Annotated in this window: 30 protein-coding genes; 19 read left to right on the forward strand and 11 right to left on the reverse strand. The window is 66.6% G+C overall.

Annotation, left to right across the window (positions count from 1 at the left end):
- Positions 1 to 113: 113 nt before the first annotated feature.
- Positions 114 to 419: a hypothetical protein gene (locus tag ACIGJC_RS16255; protein ID WP_483712994.1), complete on the reverse strand. Its 306-nt coding sequence runs from the start codon at positions 417 to 419 to the stop codon at positions 114 to 116.
- Between the two features lie 332 nt (positions 420 to 751).
- Between ACIGJC_RS16255 and ACIGJC_RS16260 the strand changes: the two genes are divergently transcribed.
- Positions 752 to 985: a DUF2188 domain-containing protein gene (locus tag ACIGJC_RS16260; RefSeq protein ID WP_483712995.1), complete on the forward strand. Its 234-nt coding sequence runs from the start codon at positions 752 to 754 to the stop codon at positions 983 to 985.
- 42 nt (positions 986 to 1,027) lie between these two features.
- On the opposite strand, the gene ACIGJC_RS16265 is transcribed toward ACIGJC_RS16260, so the two are convergent.
- Together ACIGJC_RS16265 and ACIGJC_RS16270 are read right to left on the reverse strand one after the other, a co-directional pair.
- Complete coding sequence (locus tag ACIGJC_RS16265; protein WP_483712997.1) at positions 1,028 to 1,315, reverse strand: hypothetical protein; 288 nt, start codon at positions 1,313 to 1,315, stop codon at positions 1,028 to 1,030.
- A 105-nt stretch (positions 1,316 to 1,420) separates the two neighbouring features.
- Complete coding sequence (locus tag ACIGJC_RS16270) at positions 1,421 to 1,993, reverse strand: helix-turn-helix domain-containing protein (RefSeq protein ID WP_483712998.1); 573 nt, start codon at positions 1,991 to 1,993, stop codon at positions 1,421 to 1,423.
- Positions 1,994 to 2,099: 106 nt separating this feature from the next.
- Between ACIGJC_RS16270 and ACIGJC_RS16275 the strand changes: the two genes are divergently transcribed.
- On the forward strand, positions 2,100 to 2,627 hold the full coding sequence (locus ACIGJC_RS16275) for an N-acetyltransferase family protein (RefSeq protein WP_483713000.1): 528 nt from the start codon (positions 2,100 to 2,102) through the stop codon (positions 2,625 to 2,627).
- Positions 2,628 to 2,732: 105 nt separating this feature from the next.
- Here the strand turns inward: ACIGJC_RS16275 and ACIGJC_RS16280 are convergent, their stop codons facing one another.
- Entirely contained in the window at positions 2,733 to 3,851 is a 1,119-nt protein-coding gene (locus tag ACIGJC_RS16280; RefSeq protein WP_483713002.1) for an NAD(P)H-dependent flavin oxidoreductase, read from the reverse strand.
- A 64-nt stretch (positions 3,852 to 3,915) separates the two neighbouring features.
- Complete coding sequence (locus ACIGJC_RS16285) at positions 3,916 to 4,803, reverse strand: LysR family transcriptional regulator (protein ID WP_483713004.1); 888 nt, start codon at positions 4,801 to 4,803, stop codon at positions 3,916 to 3,918.
- A 434-nt stretch (positions 4,804 to 5,237) separates the two neighbouring features.
- Between ACIGJC_RS16285 and ACIGJC_RS16290 the strand changes: the two genes are divergently transcribed.
- From ACIGJC_RS16290 to ACIGJC_RS16300, 3 genes are all read left to right on the forward strand, one after another.
- Positions 5,238 to 5,444 carry a hypothetical protein gene (locus tag ACIGJC_RS16290; RefSeq protein WP_483713006.1) on the forward strand — a complete coding sequence of 69 codons (207 nt, stop codon included), beginning with the start codon at positions 5,238 to 5,240 and terminating at the stop codon, positions 5,442 to 5,444.
- Between the two features lie 168 nt (positions 5,445 to 5,612).
- Positions 5,613 to 5,957 carry a hypothetical protein gene (locus ACIGJC_RS16295; protein ID WP_483713008.1) on the forward strand — a complete coding sequence of 115 codons (345 nt, stop codon included), beginning with the start codon at positions 5,613 to 5,615 and terminating at the stop codon, positions 5,955 to 5,957.
- An 80-nt stretch (positions 5,958 to 6,037) separates the two neighbouring features.
- Positions 6,038 to 6,454: an organic hydroperoxide resistance protein gene (locus tag ACIGJC_RS16300; protein WP_483713010.1), complete on the forward strand. Its 417-nt coding sequence runs from the start codon at positions 6,038 to 6,040 to the stop codon at positions 6,452 to 6,454.
- A 79-nt stretch (positions 6,455 to 6,533) separates the two neighbouring features.
- Here the strand turns inward: ACIGJC_RS16300 and ACIGJC_RS16305 are convergent, their stop codons facing one another.
- Complete coding sequence (locus tag ACIGJC_RS16305; protein ID WP_483713011.1) at positions 6,534 to 7,544, reverse strand: NAD-dependent epimerase/dehydratase family protein; 1,011 nt, start codon at positions 7,542 to 7,544, stop codon at positions 6,534 to 6,536.
- A 100-nt stretch (positions 7,545 to 7,644) separates the two neighbouring features.
- Between ACIGJC_RS16305 and ACIGJC_RS16310 the strand changes: the two genes are divergently transcribed.
- Positions 7,645 to 8,538 (forward strand): LysR family transcriptional regulator, encoded by an 894-nt coding sequence (locus ACIGJC_RS16310; protein WP_483713012.1) that lies wholly within the window; start codon positions 7,645 to 7,647, stop codon positions 8,536 to 8,538.
- 63 nt (positions 8,539 to 8,601) lie between these two features.
- On the opposite strand, the gene ACIGJC_RS16315 is transcribed toward ACIGJC_RS16310, so the two are convergent.
- Positions 8,602 to 9,504: a LysR substrate-binding domain-containing protein gene (locus ACIGJC_RS16315; protein WP_483713014.1), complete on the reverse strand. Its 903-nt coding sequence runs from the start codon at positions 9,502 to 9,504 to the stop codon at positions 8,602 to 8,604.
- Between the two features lie 114 nt (positions 9,505 to 9,618).
- Between ACIGJC_RS16315 and dkgB the strand changes: the two genes are divergently transcribed.
- The 8 genes from dkgB to ACIGJC_RS16355 all read left to right on the forward strand — a co-directional run bounded on the left by dkgB (position 9,619) and on the right by ACIGJC_RS16355 (position 16,635).
- A complete protein-coding gene (dkgB, locus tag ACIGJC_RS16320; protein ID WP_483713015.1) occupies positions 9,619 to 10,422 on the forward strand; it encodes a 2,5-didehydrogluconate reductase DkgB in 804 nt (267 codons plus the stop codon).
- 11 nt (positions 10,423 to 10,433) lie between these two features.
- The gene (locus ACIGJC_RS16325) at positions 10,434 to 11,570 is read left to right on the forward strand and encodes an alkene reductase (RefSeq protein ID WP_483713016.1); all 1,137 of its coding nucleotides are present in this window, start codon (positions 10,434 to 10,436) and stop codon (positions 11,568 to 11,570) included.
- Position 11,571: 1 nt separating this feature from the next.
- Positions 11,572 to 11,916 (forward strand): MoaF-related domain-containing protein, encoded by a 345-nt coding sequence (locus tag ACIGJC_RS16330; RefSeq protein ID WP_483713018.1) that lies wholly within the window; start codon positions 11,572 to 11,574, stop codon positions 11,914 to 11,916.
- 30 nt (positions 11,917 to 11,946) lie between these two features.
- Complete coding sequence (locus tag ACIGJC_RS16335; protein WP_483713020.1) at positions 11,947 to 12,948, forward strand: aldo/keto reductase; 1,002 nt, start codon at positions 11,947 to 11,949, stop codon at positions 12,946 to 12,948.
- Positions 12,949 to 13,113: 165 nt separating this feature from the next.
- Positions 13,114 to 14,244 carry a cytochrome P450 gene (locus ACIGJC_RS16340; protein ID WP_483713021.1) on the forward strand — a complete coding sequence of 377 codons (1,131 nt, stop codon included), beginning with the start codon at positions 13,114 to 13,116 and terminating at the stop codon, positions 14,242 to 14,244.
- A gap of 74 nt (positions 14,245 to 14,318) precedes the next feature.
- Positions 14,319 to 14,675 (forward strand): antibiotic biosynthesis monooxygenase family protein, encoded by a 357-nt coding sequence (locus ACIGJC_RS16345; protein WP_483713022.1) that lies wholly within the window; start codon positions 14,319 to 14,321, stop codon positions 14,673 to 14,675.
- Between the two features lie 13 nt (positions 14,676 to 14,688).
- Positions 14,689 to 15,441, forward strand: coding sequence for a sulfite exporter TauE/SafE family protein (locus ACIGJC_RS16350; protein WP_483713023.1), 753 nt, complete (start codon positions 14,689 to 14,691; stop codon positions 15,439 to 15,441).
- Between the two features lie 81 nt (positions 15,442 to 15,522).
- Entirely contained in the window at positions 15,523 to 16,635 is a 1,113-nt protein-coding gene (locus ACIGJC_RS16355; RefSeq protein WP_483713025.1) for an extracellular catalytic domain type 1 short-chain-length polyhydroxyalkanoate depolymerase, read from the forward strand.
- A 30-nt stretch (positions 16,636 to 16,665) separates the two neighbouring features.
- Here ACIGJC_RS16355 and ACIGJC_RS16360 read toward each other — a convergent pair whose 3' ends face one another.
- Both ACIGJC_RS16360 and ACIGJC_RS16365 read right to left on the reverse strand, forming a co-directional pair.
- On the reverse strand, positions 16,666 to 16,992 hold the full coding sequence (locus ACIGJC_RS16360; protein WP_483713026.1) for a 2Fe-2S iron-sulfur cluster-binding protein: 327 nt from the start codon (positions 16,990 to 16,992) through the stop codon (positions 16,666 to 16,668).
- Positions 16,973 to 17,587, reverse strand: coding sequence for an IMPACT family protein (locus ACIGJC_RS16365; protein WP_483713027.1), 615 nt, complete (start codon positions 17,585 to 17,587; stop codon positions 16,973 to 16,975). Before ACIGJC_RS16365 ends, ACIGJC_RS16360 begins: the two co-directional genes overlap by 20 nt.
- A 218-nt stretch (positions 17,588 to 17,805) precedes the next feature.
- Between ACIGJC_RS16365 and ACIGJC_RS16370 the strand changes: the two genes are divergently transcribed.
- From ACIGJC_RS16370 to ACIGJC_RS16390, 5 genes are all read left to right on the forward strand, one after another.
- Entirely contained in the window at positions 17,806 to 19,791 is a 1,986-nt protein-coding gene (locus ACIGJC_RS16370) for a PhoX family protein (protein ID WP_483713029.1), read from the forward strand.
- A 177-nt stretch (positions 19,792 to 19,968) separates the two neighbouring features.
- Positions 19,969 to 21,066, forward strand: coding sequence for a methyl-accepting chemotaxis protein (locus ACIGJC_RS16375; protein WP_483713031.1), 1,098 nt, complete (start codon positions 19,969 to 19,971; stop codon positions 21,064 to 21,066).
- A gap of 113 nt (positions 21,067 to 21,179) precedes the next feature.
- Complete coding sequence (locus ACIGJC_RS16380; RefSeq protein ID WP_483713032.1) at positions 21,180 to 21,497, forward strand: high-potential iron-sulfur protein; 318 nt, start codon at positions 21,180 to 21,182, stop codon at positions 21,495 to 21,497.
- Positions 21,498 to 21,565: 68 nt separating this feature from the next.
- Positions 21,566 to 22,174: a DUF938 domain-containing protein gene (locus ACIGJC_RS16385; protein ID WP_483713033.1), complete on the forward strand. Its 609-nt coding sequence runs from the start codon at positions 21,566 to 21,568 to the stop codon at positions 22,172 to 22,174.
- Between the two features lie 281 nt (positions 22,175 to 22,455).
- Positions 22,456 to 23,280, forward strand: a complete 825-nt coding sequence (locus ACIGJC_RS16390) for a universal stress protein (RefSeq protein WP_483713034.1) — start codon at positions 22,456 to 22,458, stop codon at positions 23,278 to 23,280.
- A gap of 166 nt (positions 23,281 to 23,446) precedes the next feature.
- On the opposite strand, the gene ACIGJC_RS16395 is transcribed toward ACIGJC_RS16390, so the two are convergent.
- On the reverse strand, positions 23,447 to 23,902 hold the full coding sequence (locus ACIGJC_RS16395; RefSeq protein WP_483713035.1) for a universal stress protein: 456 nt from the start codon (positions 23,900 to 23,902) through the stop codon (positions 23,447 to 23,449).
- A 38-nt stretch (positions 23,903 to 23,940) separates the two neighbouring features.
- The gene (locus tag ACIGJC_RS16400) at positions 23,941 to 26,661 is read right to left on the reverse strand and encodes a bifunctional acetate--CoA ligase family protein/GNAT family N-acetyltransferase (RefSeq protein ID WP_483713036.1); all 2,721 of its coding nucleotides are present in this window, start codon (positions 26,659 to 26,661) and stop codon (positions 23,941 to 23,943) included.
- Between the last annotated feature and the right edge of the window lie 50 nt (positions 26,662 to 26,711).

Raw genomic sequence — 26,711 nt, forward strand, 5'->3', positions numbered from 1 at the left:
TATCCGGCCAGTCCGCTTCAGTCGCATAGTATGGACGCATGATGCACCCCTTCCGACAAATGCGCCCTTTAATGCTACGTTTGTCGGGCCTGTTTCGCCTGTAGGGATTGCTCTTAGGTAGATTTGCTAGCCTTGCCGATCCTGGCATCTCTGAAGCGGTCACGTGCCGCAGCCAGATCGACCAGCATTTTCCTGTACCGTCGCTCCTCTCCCAGCGTGCGGCACAGCAAGCGCAACACCAACTCCTGCAGATGGGACGAGTATCCCTTTCCTTGAACAGCGCGGATATGGCCGATTTGCCACCGGATGTCGGCGCGCAGTTTCTCGATCTCGCGATCGAGCCATTCGAACTCCGATGTCTCATGCTGGCTTCGACTGGATGCGCCCTCGTTACCCGCGGTGGCGCGTGTCTCTCGCATGTCGTTCTCCGATAGGCGGATACACCAGGCACCGCATCAACCGTTCCGAACCGCAAGCCGGGCGTCGCGGCATGCTCTTTGCACAAGCGTCCCACATACGTCCCTCAAGCGAGTGATCGCCATGACGCAAGGGAAGCCCCCGGGCCGCTTCCGCGGCAAAGGCTCACCCCGGCAGGATGTTGGGCGAGGGGCGAAGCGTTGGCGCCGGTGCCGATGCGCAGGCGTGCATCGTCTTGAATATCAGGTCTGTACGACCTACATGCCGGCGAAAAAAGGATGGACCGGTGCACGCCGGGGCCTCGCCCCGACCGCCGCGAACAGCAGGAGATAGCATGGAAACGCACAACGTTCACATCGTCCCGACCCGGAATAACGGATGGGCTGTCGCGGTGGAGGGCACCGACGGCGCGACCTCGCATTACCCGTCACAAGAAGAGGCGATCGCCGCGGGCTCGGTCAAGGCCCGGCAGGACAAGGTCGAGCTGGTCATTCATGGCGCGGACGGAGCGGTGCAGCGAACTCCAGTAGCCCTTGGCGCCCGCCGTCTGTCAGACAAGACCCGATAGCGGCACAACGCCGCGTGGGCGGCCGTGCCGCGCTCGCGTCGGTCAGGGCTCCGTGCGCGGTTGCTGCGGCGCCCGGGCGGCGTTCGCCATGCCGTCCGGGCGCCGGTGGTTGTGATCGGCCAGGATTTCCAGCATCAGCGCCCGGTGTTGTCGCGTCACCGCGACCGAGCTGCGGAGCACCGCGAGGAGCTTGCGTGCCAGCTCGGTGTCATGCCCGTTGTCCTGCAACGCCCTGATCAGCGCGATCTGGCGCCGAACGCGCTCGCGTCCATCCCTGACATGCCGATCCGCCATTTCGAGTTCCCGGACTCCGTGTCCAATATCGAACATGGCGACTCTCCGCGACAGCCCTCCTCCCAATGATAGTGCTCGCTAACCCTCACAAGGGATCAGGGACAGCTCGATGTACCCGAGGCGACATGGGGCGGCCAGTGCCTAGCGCCGGACCAGTGCCACGACGTAGCTGCAGGGTTTTTTTCCCGGGTTGAAGAAGGTGCATGGCGCGGGCGGCCCGAGTTGCAGGCAGTCGCCCGCTTGAAGTTCGTGCATGATCGCGCCTTCCTCGAACACCAGCGCGCCATGGCGCACCCAGATTTGCTGATGCATGAACGTGAACGCGGATGACGGATACGAAATGCGCGCGTTCGGGGGCAAAGTGACCTCTACCAGTTCAAGCAGGCTGCCGCTGCGCGGCGAGACCGCACGCCGGGTGTAGCCGGTCTCGGGATCGGTCCAGACCGGCTGGTCCGCGGCGCGGCTCAGGCGCTCCCCGGCCTGCTCGGCCAGCGCGAGCAGCATGGAAAGCGGCAGGCCGAACGCGCCGGATAGTTTTCCCAGCACGGTCGCGGTGGGACTCGCTTCGCCGCGCTCGATCTTGCTGATCATGGCCTTCGACACGCCGGAGCGTTCCGCAAGTTCCGATAACGACCACTCGCGCGATTCGCGCTCGATGCGCACACGCGTGGAGATCGCAAAGGTGGGGTCCGGTGGCGCTGGGTTCACAAGCATATGGTGTGATGGCACGACCGCGGGGATGCGCGATCGTAGCGTGTTTTCAATATCCACTATAGTGGACGGCAGGCTATCATACGAGAAACCGATTCGGAGAGGCGCAATGAAGATTCGCGACGCAAGCCCTGAAGACATGCCCGCGGTCACGGTCATCTACAACGATGCCGTGGCCAATACGACGGCCATCTGGAACGAGACTCCGGTCGATACGGCGAATCGCGTCGAATGGCTTGCCGCACGCCGGAAGTCGGGCTATCCCGTGCTGGTCGCGGTCGATGACGATGCCGGCGTGGTCGGCTATGCGTCCTTCGGCGACTGGCGCGCGTTCGACGGTTACCGGCACACCGTGGAGCATTCCGTTTATGTCCGCTCGGACCAGCGGCGCAAGGGCATCGCCGAAGCGCTCATGGCGGCGCTGATCGAGCGCGCTCGCGATCTCGGCAAGCACGTCATGGTGGCCGCTATCGAGGCGCAGAACGCCAGCTCCATTCGCCTGCATGAGAAGCTTGGCTTCACGCAGGTCGGGTTGCTGCCCGAGGTGGGGACCAAGTTCGGCAAATGGCTGGATCTTGCCTTTCTGCAGATCGTGCTGGATCAGCGGTCGGATCCCGATGGGGTCGGCAAGGCGTAAGGACGCCGCGGCGCGTGCCATGGCGCTCTCCTGTCGCTCGCTAGGGCAAGACGCTGGATTCCCGCATGCGCGTGAATGACGGCGGGTCTGATACCGACAGGCGGGCTAGGCCAGCGCGTCTTGCATGGCATTCAACCCGGCGATCGCCTGCTTCAATTCGGCCTTCAACTGGCTGACCAGTTCGGCAGCGGGCAGTTGCCGCGCCAGCGCAGCCGCGTGGCCCGCCCATTGCGCGGCGTAGTCGCTGTTGCCTTTCGCCTTGGCCGCCGCATGCAAAGCCTTGCCGGCGTCGTAGGTGGTCGGATAGTCGGGGATGGCCGGGGCGTCCGGGGCCGCGCCGAGTTCGGTGAGGCGGTTGCTGAAGCCGCGTGCCGCGCGGCCCGAAATGGCGCGGGTCAGCGTGGTCGGGCGAGCGGGTTGTGCCGAGAAGGCGGCGCGGTAGGCCGCGTCGGCCGCGGATTCCGTGCAGGCGACAAACGCCGTGCCCATTTGCGCGGCCTGGGCGCCGAGTGCCAGCACCGCTGCAATGCCCGCACCGTCCATGATGCCGCCGGCGGCGATCACGGGCAGGCGCGTGTGCCGGGCCAGGACGCGCACGAGCGCCAATGTGCCGAGACCTTCGTCGTAGCCGGCCGGATCAAAGACTCCGCGGTGGCCGCCGGCCTCGATGCCCTGCGCGACGATCGCGTCGATGCCCGCGGCTTCGATCCGCCGCGCCTCCTGCAACGACGTGGCGCTGGCCAGCAGCACGATGCCCGCCGCATGCAGCGCATCGATCGTCTGCTGCGCGGGCAGGCCGAAGTGGAAGCTCACCACCGCCGGCTTCTCTTCGAGCAACATCCGGAACATGGCGTCGTCGCCGACAAAGGTCTTGTAGATTTCGCGCAGGCTTGCCGGAGGCGTCGCGCCGTACTCGGCGAAGCGCGGTGCCAGGTAGTCGAGCCACGCCCGCTCGCGCGCGGCATTGGCTACCGCGGGGACGTGGCAGAACACGTTGATGTTGAATGGCTTGCCGGTTAGCGCGCGGGTCTCGCGAATGGCCTTGCGCGCGGCGTCGGCGTCCATGGCGCCGACGCCGAGCGAGCCGAGCCCGCCCGCCTCCGACACGGCAGCCGCCATGGCCGGGGTGCTGACGCCGGCCATCGGCGCCTGGATGATCGGCGTGGCGATACCGAGCAGCGCAAGCAGCCTGCGGCCATTGCCGGAACGTGTTGTGGTGTCCATGACGGTGATTCTCTGTTGTAGGTCGGGTGATGGGTGCAGAGCCTGCGCGCCGGTCGTTGCCGGCTCAGGTATGGCGCAACTCGCGCACGAACGCTTCGTAGGCCGAGGTCGTGAAGCCGGCGCGCTTGACCAGGAAGGTGTGCGCGTAGCGGACGGGTACGGTCTGGAGTTCGTGGGCATGGGGGTACATCGCCAGCAGCGAACGCGGCACGATCGCCACGGCCGATCCCGCGCTGACGTAGGCCAGGATCGCGTGATACGACGGCAGTTCCACTACCGACAGCCTGCGGCGCAAATCTTCGCCGCCTTGCTCGAGCCAGTCTTCGGCGCAGCGGCGATAGGTGCAGCCCTTCGAGAACGCCGCAAGATGACGCAGTGTCACGTCCTGCGGGCCGCGTGCCTTCGGGTGGGTGCCGGGCAGGACCAGGACTAGCTCTTCGGTCCGCAGGAAGATGCCTTCCAGCCCTTCGCCAAGCTCCGCCATGTCGACGTAGGACGGCGCGCCGGTACCCGGGTGGGCGACGGCCGCGCAGTCCAGGCGGTGGCTCAGCACGGCATCGACCAGGTAGCCCGTGGTACCCGTGGCCAGGTTCAGCTCCACGTCCGGCCACGCGGCATGGAAACGGCCCAGCGGCGCGGGCAGGAAGGTCGCCGCGGAACTCTCCATGGCGCCGACACGCAGCGTGCCGCTCGGCGCGCTCAGGCGCATGGATTGCCGTGCTTCCTCGGCCAGCGCCAGCATCTGCTCCGCATAGCCGAGCAGGCGGTGTCCTTCCGGCGTCAGGAGCATCTTCCGGCTGTCGCGCTGGAACAGGGTGACGCCAAGGCTCTCCTCCAGCTGCTTGACGCGGGTGGTGACATTCGACTGGACGCGCTCAAGCGCCCGGGCCGCCCTGGTGATGCTCTGTTCGCGCGCGACGGCCCGAAAGATTTCCAGTTCTGCGAGTTCCACGTTCTCCGACGGCACGCTTTATCGTGTCGTTCTCAAAATCAGAATGAAAGTATTTTTAGTATTGTGAATTGAGAACTATATGTCAAGCACGAAACAGTAACGCGCACCGGCAATCCGCCTCGGCTGCCTTTCTTGTATGCGCCTGTATCAGCGCGGTGGCGTGATACAGCTTCTGACAGAAGGACACCCCGCACGCTACAGGCGAGATACGCCGGTCACCTTAAATACGTTCCGTGGCAGGCAGCGAACGACAACAAGCGGTTTCGCAGCGGCCCGACTATCGAAGCAATCTCCTAAGGAAGCCGATCATGCGTACCCAACTTATCCAGCGTCTTGCTCTCGCCGCCACGCTCGTCGCCGCCGCAGCCGGCGCCCGGGCCGCCGGACTGTCCTAGCAGGGCGCCGCCGACCCGTACACGTCGGGATCCCGGTCGGTGCAATCGGCACCGAGCCCCTACACCGATGGCGCGCGCGACGTGCTGTCCCCGCGCGACCCTTACGGCGAGGGGGCCCGCACCGTGCAGGACCAGCGCGAACCCTATACCGACGGGGCGCGCACGCTCGCCGGCATGGACCGCAGCGGAGTCTCCGCGCCGCCGGCCCGCCAGGCCGACCCGTACCTGGATGGCGCCTACGCCTGATCGTGGCCCGGGTCCGGCGGGCGATCACGGCACGCGGCGATCTAGCGCGACGGATTGCCGCTTGCCGGAAGCAACCCGCGTCAACCGCGTGCAACGGATGAACTGTTACCTCCCGCCAGCGTTGCACTGTGGCCCCTGCCTCAGTCTGTCCGATACCAGGAGAACAGCATGTCCCTCATCCACGCCCGCAACATTGCCCGCCACGTCATTTCGATTGCCGCCATGGTCGGCGCCGCAAGCGGCATGCAGGCGGTGCACGCCGCAACGCTCGACTTCCAGGCGGCCGATGCCGCTGCAATGACCGCAGCAGTCCGCGCGAACCGCGATCCGTTCACCAGCGGGAGCCGCGCTGCCGCGCCCCAACCGTTCCTCGACGGCGCGCGGCAGGCTGATGGCGCCATGCTGGCGCGCATCAGCAACCGCGATGGCTACGTTGCTGACGCGTCAATCGCGCTGGCCGGCTCCAGCGCGGCCCTGGCCCGCATCAGCAATCGAGACGGCTATGTCGCGTGAGCGCGCGACACGACGGCAAGACCTGAAACATCGCAACACACGAACTCGACACACACATGACAAGCGCTGAGGATTCCATCATGACCAAGATCGAAAACGTCCTGTACACCGGCAGGACCCACACCACGGGCGGACGCGACGGCGCGTCGCGCAGCAGCGACGGGCGCCTGGATATCCGGCTATCGCCTCCCGGCAGTACCGGCAGCGGCACGAACCCCGAGCAGCTGTTCGCCGCGGGCTGGTCCGCCTGCTTTATCGGCGCAATGGGAAAGGCAGCAAGCGCGCTGAAGGTCAGGCTTCCGTCCGACGTGGCCGTCGATGCCGAAGTGGATCTTGGCATGACCGGCGACGCCTACTTCCTGCAGGCGCGGCTCCATGTCAGCCTGCCGGGGATTCCCGCGGACACTGCCCAAGCACTGGTGGAGAAGGCGCACCAGACCTGCCCATACTCCAAGGCGACACGCGGCAACATCGATGTCGTGATCAACGTCGCCTGAACCGCAAGGGGCGCGGACAGGCGCGCCTGGTGGCCACCGTGGACCGCCTCCGGGCTGCCGGCTCGCCACAAACGGCGTCTTACCGCGGAGTTCCCTCGCGCGGGGACGGCGTGCAAGGCACGGCCGTTCCGCTTTCAAGGCAACCGAGGCCTGCCAGCGTGGCTTCCACGGCCTGCTCCAGCGGCGTATGCGGTTCGCCACCGGGCATGCGGCCACCGCGCATGCGCACCGGCACGCGCCACAGGTAGCGCATCTCCTGCATTTCGCGGAACGTGGCGACGAAGGGCGCGGCGGCCCACAGCAGCCACCACGGAAACGGCCGAACCGTCGGCAACTGGCCGCCGCGGCGCGCCACCGCGCGCTGGATCGCCCCGATCATCTCCGTGCCGTCCGCGTCCCAGTGTCCGGCGAGGTGGTACACGGCGAAGGGCGGCAGTGACGCCGCCTGCTCCAGCAGCCCGACCATCGCGCTTGCCACGTCGGGCAGGTAGGCCCACTGGTGTCCCACGCCTGGCGCGCCGGGATAGCGGATGGTTTTCACCGCCTGGCCCGGCCGCACCAGCGCCTGGGAGAACCAGTTATTGCCGGCCCGGGGGCCGAAGAAGTCGCCCGCGCGCACGATGATGACGTGCATGCCGCGCTTGGCCGCTTCGCGCAGGCGTTGCTCCATCTCCACGCGGATGGCGCCCTTGCGCGTGGCGGGATGCTGGGGCGCATCTTCCACCGGCTCGGGCAGGGCGTCCGGGCCGAAGTTGTAGACCGTGCCAGGCAGCACAACCGTGGCGCCCGTCGCGCTGGCGGCGGCAATGGTGTGGTCGAGCATCGGCAGCACGAGCTCGGCCCAGCGCCTGTACCCGGGCGGGTTCACCGCGTGGACGATCACGCCGCAGCCCTGCGCGGCGGACAGTACGTCCTGCCGCTGCATGGCGTCTCCCGCCACCCATTCAATCGCGCCTGGCGGCGCGCCGGCCGGCGCCCCGCCCCGCCGCAGCGCGCGCACCCGCCATCCCGCCGCGACCAGCTGGCGCGCGACTTCCGAGCCGATGCCGCCAGTTGCGCCGAGAACCAGCGCGCGTTTTCCGTTTGCCATGATCGTCACTCCACACATTCACCTTTGCATGGAGGCATTGTGAAAGCTGCTACGGATAAATGGAATTGGATAAGATCGTTGAGACGCTATACATTTACGTATGACATCGAAGATCAGCTGGGAACTCTACCGGAGCCTGCTGGGCGTGCTGCGCACTGGCTCGCTTTCCGGCGCGGCTCGGGAGCTGGGGCTGTCGCAGCCCACCGTCGGCCGGCATATCGATTCGCTCGAGCAGGAACTGGGCGTCACCCTGTTCACACGCTCGCAGTCGGGCCTGCTGCCGACCGAAGCCGCGCTGGTACTGCGCGACCATGCCGAGGCCATGGAGAGCACGGCCGCGGCCATTGAACGCGCGGTCACGGGAGCGGGCGGCGAGGTAGCCGGAACCGTGCGCATTTCGGCCAGCGAGGTCGTCGGCATCGAGGTGCTGCCACCGGTGCTGGCATCGCTGCGCGCGCGGCATCCGGAGCTCGTGATCGAGCTCGTGCTGAGCAGCCGCATCCATGACCTGTTGCGCCGCGAAGCCGACGTCGCGGTGCGCATGCAGCGCCCGGTACAGGAGCAGCTCGTGGCGCGCCGCGTCGGCGCCATCGAAGTGGGCCTGTTTGCGCATGAGGACTACCTGGCGCGCCACGGTGTGCCGCGCGACGCGGACGCGCTGCGCAGCCATGCATTGATCGGCTACGACCAGACCACGCCGTTCATTCGCGAGGCGGTGCGTGCGCTGCCATGGCCGGAGCGCGCCGCGTTCGCACTGCGTGCCGACAGCGATGTCGCGCAACTGTCGCTGATCCGCGCCGGCGCGGGCATCGGCATGTGCCAGGCCCGCGTAGCGGCCAGACAGCCAGCGCTGCGCAGGATCCTGCCACGGAAATTCTCGATACAGCTCGAGACCTGGATCACCATGCACGAGAACCTGCGCCACAGCATTGCGTGCCGCACGGTATTCGATGCACTGGTCGAAGGCCTCGGCGCTTACATCGCCGCGCGTTAGGTGCGCCTGCCGCGGCCGGCACTCCGCTGCTTGCGGTTGAATGAATTGGCCAACGGCTATTCCCTATTCGTCGAACGGCTGCTTGCCCAGCACGCTGACCACATGATCGACAAAGCATGTGATGCGCGACGCCAGCGCCGTGTTGCGGTAGTAGACCGCGTTGATCGGCTGCCGCACATCCAGCGTCTGCCTGCCAAACAGCGGCACCAGCCGGCCGCTCTGGCGATCGTCGCGCGTCATGAAGTCCGACAGGCACACGATACCCAGCCCGGCCAGCGCCAGGCTCCTGAGCGTTTCGCCGCTGGATGAGCCGATGGCGGGCTTGATGTGCACGATGCTGCCGTCATCGTCGCGCAGCGGCCAGTCATTGAGGGAATCGGGCTGGCTGAAACCGAGCAGCGCATGTTGCGCGAGCTGGGCCGCCCGGGTCGGCGTGCCGTGGCGCTTCAGGTATTCGGGGCTGGCCAGCACACGCACGCGGCTGGTGCCGATCGGCCGCGCATGCAGCGTCGAGTCCTTGAGCGAGCCGATGCGGAAGGCGACGTCGGTCCGTCTCTCGATCAGGTCGATGATGCCTTCGGTCGAGTGCAGTTCCAGTTCCACCTCGGGGAAGCGTTCGCGGAATCCATCCACCAGCGGCACCAGCACATGGAGCATGAACGGCGTCGCCGCATCGACGCGCAGGCGGCCCACGGGCCGCATGCGGCGTGCCGCCATCTGCTCTTCCGCTTCGTCGACCATGGCGAGGATGGCGCGCGCATGGGCCAGGAACGAAGCGCCTTCCTCGGTCAACTCCAGGCGCCGCGTGGTTCGGCGCAGCAGCGTGGTCTGCAGCTTTTCTTCGAGGCGGCTCAGCGTGCGGCTGGTCGCCGACACCGTCAGGTCCAGCTGTTCGGCCGCCGCCGTGATCGAGCCCGTATCCACGACGGCCGCAAAGGCCAGCAGTTCGTCGATGGTCGTTTTCATTGTTGATTTCAAATCAAATGAATTTGACTTATACACGGCTTAATTTGCAAATGTAAAGCCGGCAAACTGCCTCCATTGCAAGTTTTCTCTTGCCCCTGTACCAGGAGTTATCCCATGAGCATTCCTTCGTTCGGTGTCGGTACGTTCCGCCTGACCGGCCAGGCCGCTGTCGATTCCGTGCGCAACGCACTGGACGTGGGCTACCGTGCCGTCGATACCGCGCAGATCTACGGCAACGAGGCCGATGTTGGCCAGGCCATTGCCGACAGCGGCGTGCAGCGCGACGCGCTGTTCCTCACCACCAAGATCTGGACCGCCCACTACGCTGCCGACAAGCTGGTGCCGAGCCTGCGCGAGAGCCTGGACAAGCTGCGCACCGACCATGTCGACCTGACGCTGATCCACTGGCCGGCCCCGGGCAACGGCGTGCCGCTGCGCGAGACCATGGAAGCGCTGGCCGCGGCGAAGTCGCTGGGCCTGACGCGCCAGATCGGCATCTCGAACTTCAATATCGACCTGACCCGGCAGGCCATCGACGTGGTCGGCAAGGGCGAGATCGCGACCAACCAGATCGAGCTGAGCCCGTACCTGCAGAGCCGCAAGCTCGCCGCGTTCCTGCAGGAACAGGGCATCGCCGTGACCTCGTACATGACGCTGGCCTACGGCAAGGTGCTGAAGGATCCGGTCCTCGCAGGCATTGCGGCGAAGCACGGAGCCACCGCGGCGCAAGTGGCGCTGGCCTGGGCGCTGCAGCTTGGCTACGCGGTGATTCCTTCTTCGACGAAGCGCGAGAACCTGGCCGGCAACCTGCTGGCGCGCGACCTGAAGCTCGATGCCAATGACATGGCGCAGATCGCCGCGCTCGAACGCAACGGCCGCGAGGTCAGCCCCGAGGGCCTGGCCCCGGTGTGGGACTGAGGGAGGCGATGATGTCCACGATCCCCATGAACTCCAATGCGCGCCACCCTCTGTTCGAGCCCCATTCGCTCGGCAACCTGACGCTGCCGAACCGCATCGTGATGCCGCCGATGACGCGCTCGCGCGCCAGCCAGCCCGGCGACGTGCCCAATGCGCTGATGGCCGAGTATTACGCACAGCGTGCCGGGGCCGGCCTGATCGTCAGCGAGGGCACCTGGGTTTCGCCGCTCGGCAAGGGCTATGCATGGACGCCGGGCATCCATACGCCGGCGCAGGTCGAAGGCTGGCGCAAGGTGACCAGCGCCGTGCATGCGGCGGGCGGACGCATCTTCGCGCAGCTCTGGCACGTGGGACGGCTAAGCCATGTCAGCCTGCTTGACGGACAAGCGCCGGTGTCCTCGTCGGCGATCCAGGCGAATGGCGTCAATGTGTTCGTGTCCGGGCAGGACGGCACGCCCGGGTTCGTGCAGGCATCCCAGCCGCGTGCGCTGACGGTCGAAGACATCCACGGCATCGTCGATGAATTCCGCCAGGCCGCGCGCAACGCGATGGCCGCGGGGTTCGACGGTGTCGAACTGCATGCGGCCAACGGCTACCTGGTCAACCAGTTCATTGATTCGGGGGCCAACGACCGCACCGATGAATATGGTGGCCCGCTCGAAAACCGCCTGCGCTTCCTGCGTGAAGTGGCGCAGGCGCTGATCGAAGGCACCGGCAGGAAGGAGCGCGTGGGCATCCGCCTGGCGCCGCTGACCACGCTCAACGGCTGCGTCGACGCCGATCCGGAGACCACCTATACCGCTGCCGCGAGGGTGCTCGGCGAGATCGGCGTGGGCTATATCCATATCGCCGAAGCCGACTGGGACGACGCGCCGTACATGCCCGTCGCCTTCAAGCAGCGGCTGCGCCAGGTCTATCCGGGCACGCTGATCTACGCGGGCCAGTACACCGCGGAACGCGCGCAGGCCGCGCTGGACGAGGGCTGGGCCGACCTGATTGCGTTCGGCCGTCCGTTCGTCGCCAACCCCGACCTGCCGGAGCGCCTGCGCACCGGCGCCACGCTGACCCCGCATGACCGCGACACGCTGTTTGGCGGCGATGCGCGCGGCCTGACCGACTATCCGCGCTTGAGCGCCAAGGCAGCCTGAGATGACCAGCCAGATTCAACCCGGCAAGCCGCCGTTCGCCGGCCGCAGCTTCCGCGTCGACTACGACGGACTGTCCGCGCACAACACCTATGCCGATGATGGCCAGTCGATCCGCTATGCGATCGTCTCCGGCCCGTATGCGGGCGCCAGTGGTGAATCGCGCTGCGAATGGCGCGAGATCGCCGAAGGCGTCTATGCGATCTCGTGGCAGGAAGCCGACGGCGCGACCGTGGTCCATGTCGACGACTTCATTCACGGTAGGTCCATGGCGTTCTTCACGGCGTCCGACCAGACGTTCTACCGGATGCAGGGACCTTTGACGGCACTGGCGGGCACCGACGCCTGAGCCGCGCTTCACGATCCATTCAAGGCAACCATGCGAATTTCCACACCGACGAAAATCGGCTTCGGTACAGCGCCGCTCGGCAATATGTACCGCGACATCCCCGAGCAGGAGGCGCTCGACACCGTCGACGCCGCCTGGCAGCAAGGCATCCGCTACTTCGACGCCGCGCCGCTCTATGGCGCGGGACTGGCCGAGATCCGGCTTGGCAACGCCTTGCAGCAGCGCCCTCGCGACGCCTACGTGCTCAGCACCAAGGTCGGCCGGCTGGTACTCGACGAGACCGAGGACACCGCCAGCCGCGACCTGGGCGAGAAGGGCGGCCTGTTCGAACACGGCCTGCCCAACAAGATCGTCTACGACTACAGCGCCGATGGCACGCTGCGCGCGATCGAAGCCAGCCTGAAGCGGCTGAAGACCGACCGGCTCGATATCGCCTGGATCCACGACCCGGCCAAGGACTTTCACGGCGATGCCTGGCGCGACGTGTTCCAGACAGCAATGACCGGTGCCGCCGCAGCGCTGACCCGCTTGCGCGAAGAGGGCGTGATCAAGGCCTGGGGCCTTGGCGTCAATCGCGTGGAGCCCTGCGAAATGGCGCTGCAACAGGCCGACCCGGATGGCTTCCTGATCGCCGGCCGCTATACGCTGCTCGACCACGCCGACGCGCTGCGCGAACTGATGCCTGCTTGCGTGGACCGAGGCGCGGGCATCGTGGTGGGCGGCCCGTATAACTCCGGCATCCTCGCCGGCGGCGAGCACTACGAATACCAGAAGGCGACGCCGGAGATCCTGGCGCGGGTCGAGGCGCTGCGCCGGCTGTGCGCGCAGTTTGGCGTCGATATCCGCGCCGCCGCGCTGCAGTTCTCGCTGGCGCATCCCGCCGTGGCGGCGGTCATCCCCGGCGCAAGCCGGCCCGAGCGCATCGCCGGCAACCTGGCGCTGGCGCAAGCGGACATCCCGCCCTCGTTCTGGCAGGCACTGCGTGAACAGAACCTGGTCGCCGCCGCAGCGCCGTTGCCTGGCCTGGCATAGCGGTACCCAAGCCCGGGCTGTCACGCCGGGGCTTTTGCATTCGACATTTCATCTTGCCGCGAAGCTTCTTCGCGCGGGACGGTGCAAAGATTCGTCATGCGTTGTCGCTGCCCACGCCCTGTCGGCGCGGGTGGCTGTTCCGACAACCGCCGAATCCGCTCCGCCATGATGCCCGCCGACCCGCTGCAAGCTGTCACCCATCCCGATCCCTATCCCTACTACCGCGCGCTGGCGGCGCAGCGGCCGTTCGGCTTCGATGAACGGCTGGGGCAATGGGTTGCCGCAGGGCCGGCTGAAGTCGCCGCCGTGCTGGCGCATGCCGATTGCCGCGTGCGTCCGGCGGCGCAGCCCGTGCCGGCCGCACTGGCCGGCACCGCGGCCGGCGAGCTGTTCGGGCGCCTGATCCGCATGAACGATGGCGCGGCCCATGCGCCGCTCAAGGCCATCTTGCTGCAACAGATGGCGGCCATCGACACCGATGCCGCCATGGCGCGTGCGGCCACGCTGGCCGTCGCGCTCGATGCGGTGCCCGCCATGGCGCCCGAGACCGGCGACGCCGTCAACCGCTGGATGTTCACGCTGCCCGTCGTCACCGTGGCCGACCTGCTCGGCTTGCCGGTGCGCGCAGGCACCGATGCCATGGCCGTGGCATCGCGCGTGGCCGCCTACGCCGCAGCGCAGTCGCCGCTAGCCACGGCTGATGATGTCGCGGTCGGTGCCGGCGCGGCACGCTGGCTCGGGCAATGGCTGCAGGCCGCCATGGATGCGCCATCGCGAACCGATACGCCGGGCTTGCTGCCGGCGCTGCGACAGGCCGCCCAAGGCGAAGGCATCGCCCCAGAAGCCGTAGCTGCCAATGCCATCGGCCTGATGGTCCAGGCGTGCGAGGCCACGGCCGGGCTGGCGGGCAACATGCTGCTTCGCCTGGGCCGCATCGGCACGGCCGTGGGCAACCTGCCTGAACTGGCTGCGCGCGTGGCACGAGACGATCCTCCTGTGCAAAATACACGCCGCTTCCTGGCGGCTGACGCGCAACTGTGCGGCGTGCCGGTCAAGGCGGCCGATGCCGTGCTCGTGCTGCTTGCTGCGGCCGCTTGCACAACGCCTGGCGATGCCGGTGGCCGAGCTTGGACGTTCGGCTGGGGCCGCCACGCCTGCCCCGGCGACACGCTGGCACGGGCGCTTGCGGCGGCGACGGTCGACGTCCTGCTCGCGCGGGGCGCGCAACCGGCCGCGCTGGCGCGGGCGTTCCGCTACCGGCCTTCGCACAACGCGCGCATTCCGCATTTCGTTTGAAGCCGGGGATGTTCCCGATCCCCTGATTCGCCGATCCCCGATCCCCCGAGCCCTTCCACAGAGAGACCTCCGCCATGATCGCCGTCATTTTCGAAGTCGAGCCGGCACCGGGCCGCAAGGACACCTATCTCGACATCGCCGCGAAGCTGCGGCCCACGCTGGAGGCCATCGACGGCTTTATCTCGGTCGAGCGCTTCCAGAGCCTGACCACGCCGGGCAAGATCCTGTCGCTGTCGTTCTTCCGCGATGAGGCGGCGGTCATGGCATGGCGCAATACCGAGGAGCACCGCCAGGCCCAGGCGGCGGGGCGCGGCGGGGTGTTTTCGGGCTACCGGCTGCGCGTGGCGCAGGTGCTGCGCGACTACGGGCTCGACGAGCGCGAGCAGGCGCCGGCCGACAGCCGCGCGGTCCATGACCACGCTGCACGCTGACCGGGGAGCGCGTATGTCGATGTCCCTGCCTGTTGCCGAGATGGCCTTTATCGGCCTCACCTTCCTGTTGGCCGGCTTCGTGAAAGGCGTGGTCGGCCTGGGCCTGCCGACCGTGGCCGTGGGCCTGCTGGGCCTGGTGATGCCGCCGGCGCAGGCCGCGGCGCTGCTGGTGGCGCCGTCGATGGTGACCAACGTGGTGCAGCTGTTCAGCGGCCCGCGCTTCGGGCAGTTGCTGCGCCGGCTGTGGCCGATGCTGGTGGCGATCTGCGCCGGGACCTGGTTGTGCGCCGCGCTGGTGCCGGCGCACATGATGACGCATGCCACTGCGGCGCTGGGCGTGGCGCTGCTGCTGTATGCGCTGGTCGGGCTGGCCTCGGCAAGGCTCCATGTGCCGCCGCGCGCGCAGCGGTGGCTCGGGCCGCTGGCCGGGTTTGTCACGGGGGCCATCACCGCGGTGACGGGCGTGTTCGTGATCCCGGCCGTGCCTTATCTGCAAGGCCTGGGGCTCGACAAGGAGAGCATGGTGCAGGCGCTGGGCCTGTCGTTCACCGTTTCCACCCTCGCGCTGGCGATCAGTCTTGCCATGGGCGGTTCGTTGCTCCACCTGCCCGTGCTGGGCGCTTCAGTGCTGGCGCTGGTGCCGGCGCTCGGCGGCATGTTCATCGGCCAGTGGCTGCGCAATCGCATCAGCGCCGAGCGCTTCCGCCGCCTGTTCTTCTGCGGCCTGCTGGGGCTCGGCGGCGAGCTGGCGTTGCGCGGCCTGTGAAGTCCCGGCCCGTGTTCGCGGGTGACATCAAAGCCTGACACAATCGACCCGTCAACGGAATCCGGACGGGAGGCCAGTCACATGGGACGCCGCGGCCGCAGCACGGCAACGCTATGGAAGTCGCTGGGCAAGACCGCCACGCGCCAGGCGCGGCGCATGGGGCGCGAGATGACCCGGGCGCTGAACAAGACGGTGACGCAGCCGATGACCGATGCCATCGTGCGCAACGCCGTGAAGCAGTCTTCGGCCGTCGCCAAGGCCACGCAGCGCGCGTTGTCGGGCGTGGCATCGCCCGTGCCGGAACCGCAGAGCCGTGGCAGCGGGCGCTGGGAGGCCGGCACCGCTGGCGTGGGCCCGCTCGCGCAGCGCCACTACCGGATCTTCATTCCCGCAGGCCTGTCGGCGCGGCGACGCGCGCCCATGCTGGTGCTGCTGCACGGCTGCGGCCAGGACGCAGCCAGCTTTGCCGCGGTCACGCGAGCGGCCGTGGCGGCCCGCGAGGCGGGCTGCGTGGTGCTGTTGCCCGAGCAGTCGTCGCAGGCCAACGCGCAACGCTGCTGGAACTGGTTCCGTCCCGGCACGCGCGGCGCCGCCGAGGCAGCGCTGCTGATGGCCATGATCGACCAGGTCTGCGAGCGCTATCCGGTGCGCCCGGAGCGCGTCAGCATGATGGGCCTGTCCGCCGGCGGCGCCATGGCGATGATGCTGGGCCTGCGCTACCCGCAGCGGTTTATCGCCATCGGCTCGCATTCGGGGGCGGTCCCCTACAGTGCCGGCAACGCGGCCCAGGCTGCCGCGGCCATGCGCGGCAGCCGCGTGCCCGACGCCGCGGCGCGCCAGGCCATGCGCCTGTGGCTGGCCGGCCGACGCCTGCCGCCCTTGTTGCTGTTGCATGGCGATGCGGATGCAGTGGTGACTTTCGACAATGCCATGACCGCCGCGCGCTTGTGGCTGGACCTGTTGCCTGAACCGTCGGGGCAACTGGCCGTGCCGCCCGCGCGCCGCGTGCAGCGCGGGCAGCGGCTGCCGGCCGAGGTGTCCGACTGGATCGTCGAAGGCGAGACCTGCGTGCGGCTCGTCAGGATCGAGGGCCTCGGGCATGCATGGAGCGGCGGGCCGGCGGCACAGGCGTTCTCGGACCCGCGCGGGCCCGATGCGCTGAAGATTGCATTGCGCTTCTTCGCTGACCGATGACCGTGCTGGTGCGGCCACGCCGGCAATCGCTTATTCCAGCTTGCCGGGCTCGATCACGACATCGCTGACCGGGCAGGCGACGCAAGGCAGGATCCAGCCGTCATCCTTTTCATCCGGGCTCAGCCCCGGCCATTCGATGCGATAGCGGATGGCGCCCGCGTGCAGCCGGCTGGCGCACGCGCGACACGTGCCGTTGCGGCAGGAGTTGGGCAGCGCCAGGCCGTCGAGCAGCGCGGCCTCGAGCAGGCTCAGGCCGGCTGGCGCGGCAAAGGTGACCCCGGCGGGCAGCACGCGCGCGGTGAACTCGGCCTGCTCGTCCACCGGGACGTTGCCGGCTTCAGCCCGGGTCGCTGTCATCGTCGGTCTGCGGAAATTGTGCCCGCCCGTGCGTGGCGTCACGCAAGGCCGTCAGCGCCGCATCGCGCTGCGTGGCGGGCAGGCGTATCACCAGCCGCGCGAGCGCGCCGTAGGCGGTGTCGGCCAACGTGCAGCCGTCCTGCGCGTCCAGCCAGCGGCGCACGCGCGGCTCGTCGGCGTAGTCGACTTCCACCGTCAGTTCGGCGTAGGGAATGCGCTCGATCCGTTCCGCGGACTTCAGCGCCGCGGCAATCGCATCGGTGTAGGCGCGCACCAGCCCGCCGGCACCGAGCTTGACGCCGCCGTAGTAGCGCACCACGGCCGCCAGCACGCCGTCCAGGTCATGGTGGCGCAACACCTCCAGGATCGGCCGTCCTGCCGTGCCGGAGGGTTCGCCGTCATCCGACATGCCCGATTGCCCGCCGGCCAGCAGCGCCCAGCACACATGCGTGGCGGTCGGATGCTGCGCGCGCAGCGACTGCAGCACGGCCATGGCGGCGTCGCGGTCCGGGACGGGAATCGCCAGGGCAAGGAAGCGGCTCTTGCGGATCTCGAGTTCGGCTTCGACCTGGGCGGCGAGGGTATAGGTGGGCAAGCGGAATCTGCGTGGAACGGAAAGTCCGGAAGTTTACCGCAGCCAGCCATGGGGCCGGGCCGCGGCGGCCCTGTGGTTCATCGTCAACTTCCTGTCACATAGAGGCCATAGGATGCGCAGCGACCAGGGCGCGGCTGTCGCGCCATGTCTTATTTCTATGACAAGCGGATGGTGTCACTGGATGCGCCACCGCCTCCTTCTCCGGAAAAGACAACACCATGTTCGACAAACCTGATGCCTCGCGCCGCAAAGCGCTGAAATTCCTTGCTGGCGCGCCGATGCTGCCGCTGGGCCTGGCTTCGGCCGGCCTGCTGGTGGGTTGTGGCGGTAGTGACGACGCCATTGCCGCGCCGGCCGAGATCACGCCCGCACCTGGCCCCAGCGCCACGTTCACCACGGCCGAGTTCACCGGCATGAGCGCGCCGACGCTGGCGGATCCGGCCGCCATGGCGACCACCACCGTCGGGTCGGGCCTGAAGGTCAATTTCAGCGATGGCAGCAGCCGCACCTTCAAGCTGGCCTACCAGCCGTTCTTCGTGACCGGCGACTTGGTGCCGGACGGCAATGGCGGCACTATCCTGGCCGGCGGCTACTACGACATCAACAACCAGCCGATCCGCGACACCTCGGTGGCCGGCAAGGAGCGCCAGTTCTTCTCCGACTCGCCCGACGGCACCTCGCTGCTCAAGATCGAAGGCGCGCGCGTCGCCGGCGTGAAGGGCAATCCGGTGTTCGCCGTGGTGCAGTTCGAGTACACCACGCGCGACCAGTCGGGCGCCGACACCTACGGCCGCCTGCCGTCGCCGATCGCCGTGCTGACGCTGGACCAGGACCCGGCCACCGGCAAGCTCACGCTGGTCAAGTACCACAACGTCGATACCTCGCCGGCGCACGGCCTGTGGATCACGTGCGGGGCCAGCCTGTCGCCGTGGAACACGCACCTGTCGAGCGAGGAGTACGAGCCGGACGCGTTCACAATCGCCGGCAACAGCCAGTTCAAGGCCTATAGCAAGAGCCTCTATGGCAGCGAGACCGCGGCCAATCCCTACCTTTACGGCCATCTGCCGGAGGTGACGGTCAACGCCGACGGCACGGGCTCCATCCGCAAGCACTACTGCCTGGGCCGCATCTCGCATGAGTTGGTGCAGGTCATGCCGGACAATCGCACCGTGCTGATGGGCGACGATGCCACCAACAGCGGCCTGTTCATGTTCGTGGCCGACAAGGAGAAGGATCTGTCGGCGGGCACGCTGTACGTGGCCAAGGTGGGCGCGGGCTTCTCGATCGACCCGTCCGCGGCCGGGGCCGACCTGACGTGGGTAAAGCTGGGTCACGCCACCAGCGCCGAGATCGAGGCGCTGGCCAAGGCGACCGCGCCGACCGACATCATGGATGTGGTGACCGCCGATCCGCTCGACAACAGCTACACCAAGATCTTCCTCGGCGGCAAGGCCAACTGGGTTCGCCTCAAGCTTGGCATGGAGAAAGCCGCGGCCTTCCTGGAAACCCACCGCTATGCCTACCTGAAGGGCGGCAGCATGGGCTTCACCAAGATGGAAGGCACCACGGTCAACATCAAGGACAAGGTCGCCTACTCCGCGCTGCAGAACGTGGTCGACTCGATGGTCCTGAACAACAGCAAGGGCTGGAATGCGCAGAGCGGCATCTCGGTCGACAAGGCGCTCAGCGCCGGCGCGGTGATGCAGCACAAGCTCGACGGTGGCCGCAAGGACCTGGACGGCGACGCCATCAGCAGCGAATGGGTGCCGGTGCACACCAAGGCGCTGATCGTGGGCACCGACATCGCCGGCGATGCGCTGGGCAACCTGGCCGATCCGGAAATGATCGCCAATCCGGACAACCTCAAGTTCTCGGAAAAGCTGCGCACGCTGTTCATCGGCGAAGACAGCGGCCAGCACGTGAACAACTTCCTGTGGGCCTACAACATCGACACGAAGAAGCTGTCGCGCCTGATGTCGGTGCCCGCCGGTGGCGAATCCACGGGCCTGCACGCGGTGGACGAGATCAACGGCTGGACCTACATCATGAGCAACTTCCAGCACGCCGGCGACTGGGGCAGCCTGCACGCCAAGGTCCAGGCCACGCTGGATCCGCTGGTGCGCGCCAACTACAAGGATCGCGCCGGCGCGGCGGTTGGCTACCTGACGGCTGACCTGTCGAGCATCAAGCTGGCCAAGGCCTGATTGCCAGTGCGATAGGAAGAGGAGGCGGGCTGCGGCCCGCCTCTTTTCTTTTGACGCGCTACAGAAGCACCATCGGGATTTCCCCAATCCTTTTCATCCTAAACCTGCGCGCATGACTGCCGATACTCCAACGGCAGACCATCAATAAAAGACATTCCAACACGGGGGAGAACAGCAATGTCGCAGGCAAATCTGACCATCCGGGCCCGCCTGGGCGCAACGTTCGGGCTGGTTGTGCTGTTGGCGGGTGCCGCCATCGGCACGGGCGTGGCGCAGCTGGGGGGCAGCGACGCGGCGCGCTACACCATGCTGGGCCTGGGCCTGGCCGCGCTGGCCGCGGCCGTGGCCGGTGCTTTCTGGCTGGCCGCCGGGATCGAGCGCCCGCTGGCCGACGCCGTCTACATCGCCGAAACCGTGGCCGCCGGTGACCTCAGCCAGGACTTCGATACCGACCAGGGCGGCGCCTTCGGCCGGCTGCTCGGCGGCATGGGCAAGATGGAGGACATCCTGACGGACCTGGTGGGCCGGATCAAAAGCTCCACGGACTCGATTGCCGAGTCTTCGCGCCAGATCGCGGACGGCAACACGGATCTTTCCCAGCGCACCGAGGAACAGGCGGCCACGCTGCAGGAGACGGCGTCCAGCATGGGCAGCCTGACCGATATGGTCCGCCGCAATGCCGAGCGCGCGCACGCCGCCAACGACATCGCCGCCAATGCCTCGGAGATCGCCGAGCGTGGCGGGGTGGTGGTCAGTGACGTGGTGCAGACCATGCAGGCCATCAGCGCCAGCTCGAACAAGGTGGTCGAGATTATCCAGGTCATCGAAGGCATTGCCTTCCAGACCAACATCCTGGCTCTCAATGCCGCCGTGGAAGCGGCGCGTGCGGGCGAGCAGGGCCGCGGCTTCGCCGTGGTGGCTGGCGAGGTGCGCACGCTGGCCCAGCGCAGCGCCACCGCCGCCAAGGAAATCCGCGTGCTGATCGGTGATTCCGCCAGGCAGGTCGAAGGCGGCGCGGTGCTGGTGGACAAGGCCGGGCAGACCATGGAAGAGATCCAGCAGGCCGTGCGCAGCGTCGCGGGCATCCTGGGCGAGATCTCGGTGGCCTCGCGCGACCAGAGCAGCAGCATCGAGCAGGTCAACCAGGCCGTGGCGCAGATGGATACCGTCACGCAGCAGAACGCAGCGCTGGTGGAGCAGGCCGCCGCCGCGTCGGCATCGCTGGCGGACCAGGCCCATCAGCTCCAGGGCGTGGTAGGCGAGTTCAAGCTGTAAGCACGCCAGACCGGATCGCGCCGGGCATTGCACCGGCCTTGCTATCCGCAGTAACCTCTGCGCCATGCGGCAGGCACATGCTGCCGCTTGCCCCCACCTCAGAGGAGACTGCCATGCCGTGCCGACGCCGGTTTCTTGGATACCTGCCGCTCGCCTTGTCCGGCGGCGTGGCCGTCACCGGACTGCTCGGCAGCCGGCCTGCCCGCGCGGCCTTGCTGGGCGAGCGGGATCCACAGGCACAGAAGCTCGGCTACAAGACCGACACTGCCAAGGTCGATACGAAGCTGTATCCCGGACACAAGACCAGCCAGACCTGCGCCAACTGCCAGCTCTACCAGGGCGACACGGGCAGCACCGCCGGCGGCTGCGTCCTGTTCGGCGACAAGGAAGTGGCGGCGGCCGGCTGGTGCAGCGCCTGGTCGCAGGGCTGATTGCCCGCGCCCAGCTGCATAGTCCGCATCGTCCATCCAATCGCCGCGATGATCGCGCAGGAAGACCCATGACCCACGACCCCGATTCCCGCCGCATGGCGCCAGCCACGGAACGCAATCGCGAGCCGATCCTCGCCGTGCTGCGCAAGGTCCTGCCGGCCAACGGCACGGTGCTGGAGATTGCCAGCGGCACCGGCCAGCACGCGGTCCACTTCGCCGCGGCGCTGCCGCGGCTGACCTGGCAGCCGAGCGACCCCGACGCCGCGGCGCGCGCGTCGATCGCCGGCTGGATCGCGCACACCGGCGTGGCCAATGTGCGTGCCCCGCTGGCGCTCGATGTCTGCGCGTCACCGTGGGGCATTGACGCGGCCGATGCCGTGGTCTGCATCAACATGATCCACATCTCCCCGTGGGCGGCGGCGCAGGCGCTGTTTGCCGGTGCCGGGAGGCTGCTCGGACCCGGTGGCGTGCTGGTCCTGTACGGCCCCTACCAGCGTGGCGGTGCGCATACCGCGCCGAGCAATGCCGCGTTCGACGCGCAGCTGCGGGCCACCAACCCCGACTGGGGCGTGCGCGACATGGAGGACGTGATCGCGCTGGGTGAAGCGCAGTGCATGCGCTGCGACGCGCCGGTGGCCATGCCGGCCAACAATTTCATGCTGGTGTTCCGTCGGTAGGCCGGCGCTTCAGCCGCATACCAGCATCACCGCGGTCTCTTCATGCTGAAGACGGGCACGCCGACAAGTTGTGCATAAGCAACTGCCTCGGCTTCGGACCGATGGGAATGGCAAGCCCCCCAGCGTCGGGTTGAAGTCAAGGTTGTCTGGGTGGGCGTCAGCATGAGCAGAATGGTCGCACGATTGTGCGTTGGGCTTTGACCTGACACAACTTCAGCACAGGCCATTCAACTAGAGTTGCGTTAAAGGCTCAGGTTTTCAACTGGCGTGGAGAATGTGGGATGGAGTTCAAGACGGTATTGGTGGACCTGACCGAAGATGAAGCGCGCGAGAACCGGCTTAATGCGGCGCTGACGCTGGCAAGCTGGTTCGACGGACGCGTGGTGGCGGTAACGGCCACGGGCCCGCTGCTGGACCCCTATCGCAGCGCAGGTGAAGAGACGCTGCGCTATCAGGCCATGCGTGCAGATTTGATTCGGCAGCTCGATGCCGCCGGGACCGAGGCGCTAGTCCATGCGGTGAGCCGATTCGGATCGAAGATCGATACCTCGCACAGGGTGATTGAGCAGGAAGCCGGATGGGCGCTGGCGAACGATGGCTTGACCAGTGACATCATCCTGCCTGCTTTACCGGGCGCTTCGGCCGCATTGTCTCCCTTGCTGGCGTCTGCGGCCGAGTACGCCATGGTCAATTCCGGAAAGCCGATCCTCGTTGTGCCGCCGGCGGCGACTATCGCGTTTGCAGGCACCGTAGTCGTTGCCTGGAACGGCAGGCGCGAAGCAGCCCGTGCTGTAGCCGACGCAATGCCGATGCTCAGACGCGCGGCTCGCGTCGTAGTGCAAGTAGTCGTCGGCCGGGGTAGCGCCTCGGAACATGGAGGCAGCGCGCTAATTCGATGGCTGGCCAGTCACGGCGTGCAAGCCACACTCCAGCTCGACGAGTCGTCATCTATTGCCGAATGCTTGCTTAAAGCGGTTCTCTTGGAGGAGGCAAGCCTTCTTGTCACCGGGGGCTATGGTCATTCCCGCATCGGCGAGATGCTCATGGGTGGCACCACGCGTACTTTGATACGAAATACGCCGGTACCATTGCTCATGTCGCATTAGCAAAGCGGCCGCGAGCAATGAATGAGGCCACGGACTAATATCATTTACCGGGGCCGGCGTTGATAGAACATGGGTCCGATAGCGGGGCTCTGATCAATGTGGCGCCGGTCTAGGGAGAACGTGCTCCATCGTTTGCGGGATGGTCTTCATCAGCGTTCAGCTACGGTCAGCCTTCGACTTCGCTGCGGACTAGCAGCACCGGCTTGGTGGTCTGCGCGAGGACGCCTTCTGACACGCTGCCCATCAGCAAACGCCTCATGCCACGCCGCCCGTGAGTTCCCAGAACGATCAAGTCCGCATTCCAGGTGTTGGCTTCGCTGACGATTCTCGAGGAGATCCAGTCCGGGGAGAGTGGCTTTTCATCTAATTTCGCTTTGCATCGGATACCGGCCGCCCCGAGACGGGCGGTCGCTTCCTCCAATGCCCTGCGGCCATGCGAAACCATCTTGTTGAGCAACTCCCTCGGGTCGAAATAGCCCGTCTCGAAGTAGATATCGCTGTCGTCGACCACGTACAGCACCCTGACTTCGGCGCTGGTGGCTCGGGCAACGGTGATGGCTTGGCTCAGCGCTAGGTCCGAGGAGCGGCTGCCGTCCACCGCAAGTAAGATGCGCTTATACACAAGATGCCTCCTAATTGAAATTGGCCGGGACTCCCGGGCTAAGATGCGCTGTAATGATCCTGGACATCATTCGTTACTGCCCCGCAAGGCAGGCACGTTGTATCAGCGGCAAGTGGCAACCGAAGTTCAATCACATCTCCCGATGCCTGTCGCGTGATCATGAATCCCGCGCGCCTTGCTATATTCAGCATGGCTAGATTGCCGGAAAGTACATCGCCTGAGAGGACCGCAGTTCCGCGTGTGCGAAGGTAGCTCACCAACTTGCCGACCAGCATCGTTCCCAAGCCACGGCCTTTGCAATCCGAACGCACGACTACGCCGAACTGCGCATCGATGTTGTCGGGATCCGTGACGACTCGTACCTCACCAACGATATAAGAGGCCCCGTGGGGGTCCTCCGCAATGGCTACAAAGGCCATCTCGCGCGCATAGTCGATCTGTGTCAGCCGTGCAAGCTGAGAGTGGCCAGGATCCTTGAATGTGGCGAAATAGCGTGCGTGAATGTCTTCTGCGGACAGGTGCATGAAGAACGCTTTGAGTGCCCCTTCGTCTTCAGGGCGGATGGGACGCACGAGCAGTGGTGCATCGCGCCACCGCACGTGCGACTCGAGCTCGCGGGGATATGGCACGATAGCAAGCGGAGCCCGTGCTTCGCCGCCAGTGGGCGTCAATGCGATGCGTGCATCCAACGCGATGACGCCCTCTGCGGAGGCCATCAGAGGATTGATGTCTAGCTCCACAATGTCTGCCATGTCGCAAACCATGCTGGACAGACGCATCAACGTGGAGATGACACCGTCGCGAGCTGCGGGGCCACAGCGCTCCAGGAGGAGAGCTACACGGGTGCGCTTCACTAAATCCTCAGCAAGAACATGATTCAAGGGCGGAAGCGCGAGAGCGTAGTCGTTGATCTGTGACACAGCCGTGCCGCCATGCCCGAATAGAATGATTGGGCCAAAGACCGGGTCTGTGAAGACACCAAGGATGAGCTCGATGCCGTCCGCTGGACGTACCATCCGTTGTACGGTAAAGCCTTCGATTCTGGCCCCCGCGCTTAGCCCGGTTACCCGGGCCACCATCGCCCGAGCCGCAATGCGAACGGTATCTGGCGTGTGCAGGTCCAGCGCTACGCCTCCCACGGCGGACTTGTGAGTGATGTCCGGCGACACGATCTTGAGAACCACGGGAAAGCCAAGCGCCGCCGCCTTCTCGGCGGCACGTTCGGCAGTATCCACGCAAATCGTGGCTGCGACCCCAATTCCATAGTCGGCCAGCAACTCTTTGCTTTCATGCTCGGACAGCATAGTCCGTGCCGTTGTGCGTGCCGCTCCGACCACGGCGCGCGCCTTCTCAAGGTGTAGTTGAAGGTCGTTGGCCATCGCGGGCGGTGTCTGGCTCAGCAACTCGAGGTTGCGACGGTACTCCACCACTTGCAGGATTCCGCGGACAGCTTGCTCGGGAGTATCGTAGGTGGGAATGCCCGCCGCGCGAAAGATGTTCCGGTCGTTCACCACGGCCTCTGCTCCTAGCCACGCGGAGAAGAGCGGCAAGTCCTGTGGTTTGCGGCCTGAAACCACTACGGTGGCGATATCCCCGTTCCGGACGATCGCGGTCGGCGCATGCAGCAACAGCACGGCATCTGCTTCGCTAGCACCGGCTAGGATCCGGGCCGCGTCCATATACCGACTGATAGAGGCATCGCCAAGCATATCCACGGGATTGCCGCGCGACCAGGACGGTGGCAGCACGCGATCCAGGGCCGAAAGTGTATCGCCCGACAGGGCAGCCAGCTTACCTCCGCCGGCGATCAGCGCGTCGGTCGCCATGACGCCCGCACCGCCGCCATTGGTCAGAATTGCAACCCTATTGCCACCGACGCGCTGGGCACGCGTGAGGGTTTCAACAGCGTCGAACAAGGCGTCAGTGGTATCGACCCTAAGCATGCCGGCGCGCCGGATGGCTGCGTCATAGACATCATCGCGCCCGGCAAGTGCGCCGGTATGCGTGGCGGCGGCCCGTGCGGCTTCGGGCGAGCGACCGGCCTTGACGATTAGCACTGGCTTGATCCGGGCGGCTGCACGTGCAGCCGACATGAACTTGCGTCCGTTCTGGATGGCTTCGACGTATAACAGAATGGCATGCGTCCTGGCATCGCCGGCTAGGAAATCCAGTACATCGGCAACGTCGACATCCAAGCTGTCGCCTAGTGAGACAAAATGCGAAAAGCCAAGATTGCGGGAGCGCGCCCAATCCAGCATGGCGCTCGCCAGCGCGCCAGACTGGGAGACGAAGGCCAGTGACCCCGGTCGCGCAGCGCTCGCCGCAAAGCTGGCATTCAGCGCAATGTGCGGCGAAATGACGCCGAGGCAATTGGGTCCAAGTATCCGCAGCATCGCTGGGCGCGTGGCGTCCAGCATCTCTTGGCACAGGTGGCCATCACGCTTGCCGAGACCGGCGGTAAGCACGACCGCGGCTCGCGCGCCGGCCGCGGCAAGTTGCTCAAGCAGGCCAGGAAGCGTAGGCGGCGGAGTACAGATCACCGCGAGCTCAGGCACCTCGGGAAGGCTGCCAATGGTCGGGTAGCAAGGTTCCCCCAGCAAGGTCTTGTGTTTCGGGTTCACAGCATAAGAGGGTCCGCCAAAGCCGGCCTCCCGTACATTCTTCAATACGGCTGATCCAACGCTTCCTGGGCGCTGGCTGGCGCCGACGATGACTACCGAACGAGGAGACAGAAGGGATTGCAGATTCCGCGTGCTCATGGGGATCTCTATCGGGTGAGGCCATTCCGACTCCAGCGTAGGCAGGCTTT

Source organism: Cupriavidus sp. C3SS-1 (genome assembly GCF_057073755.1).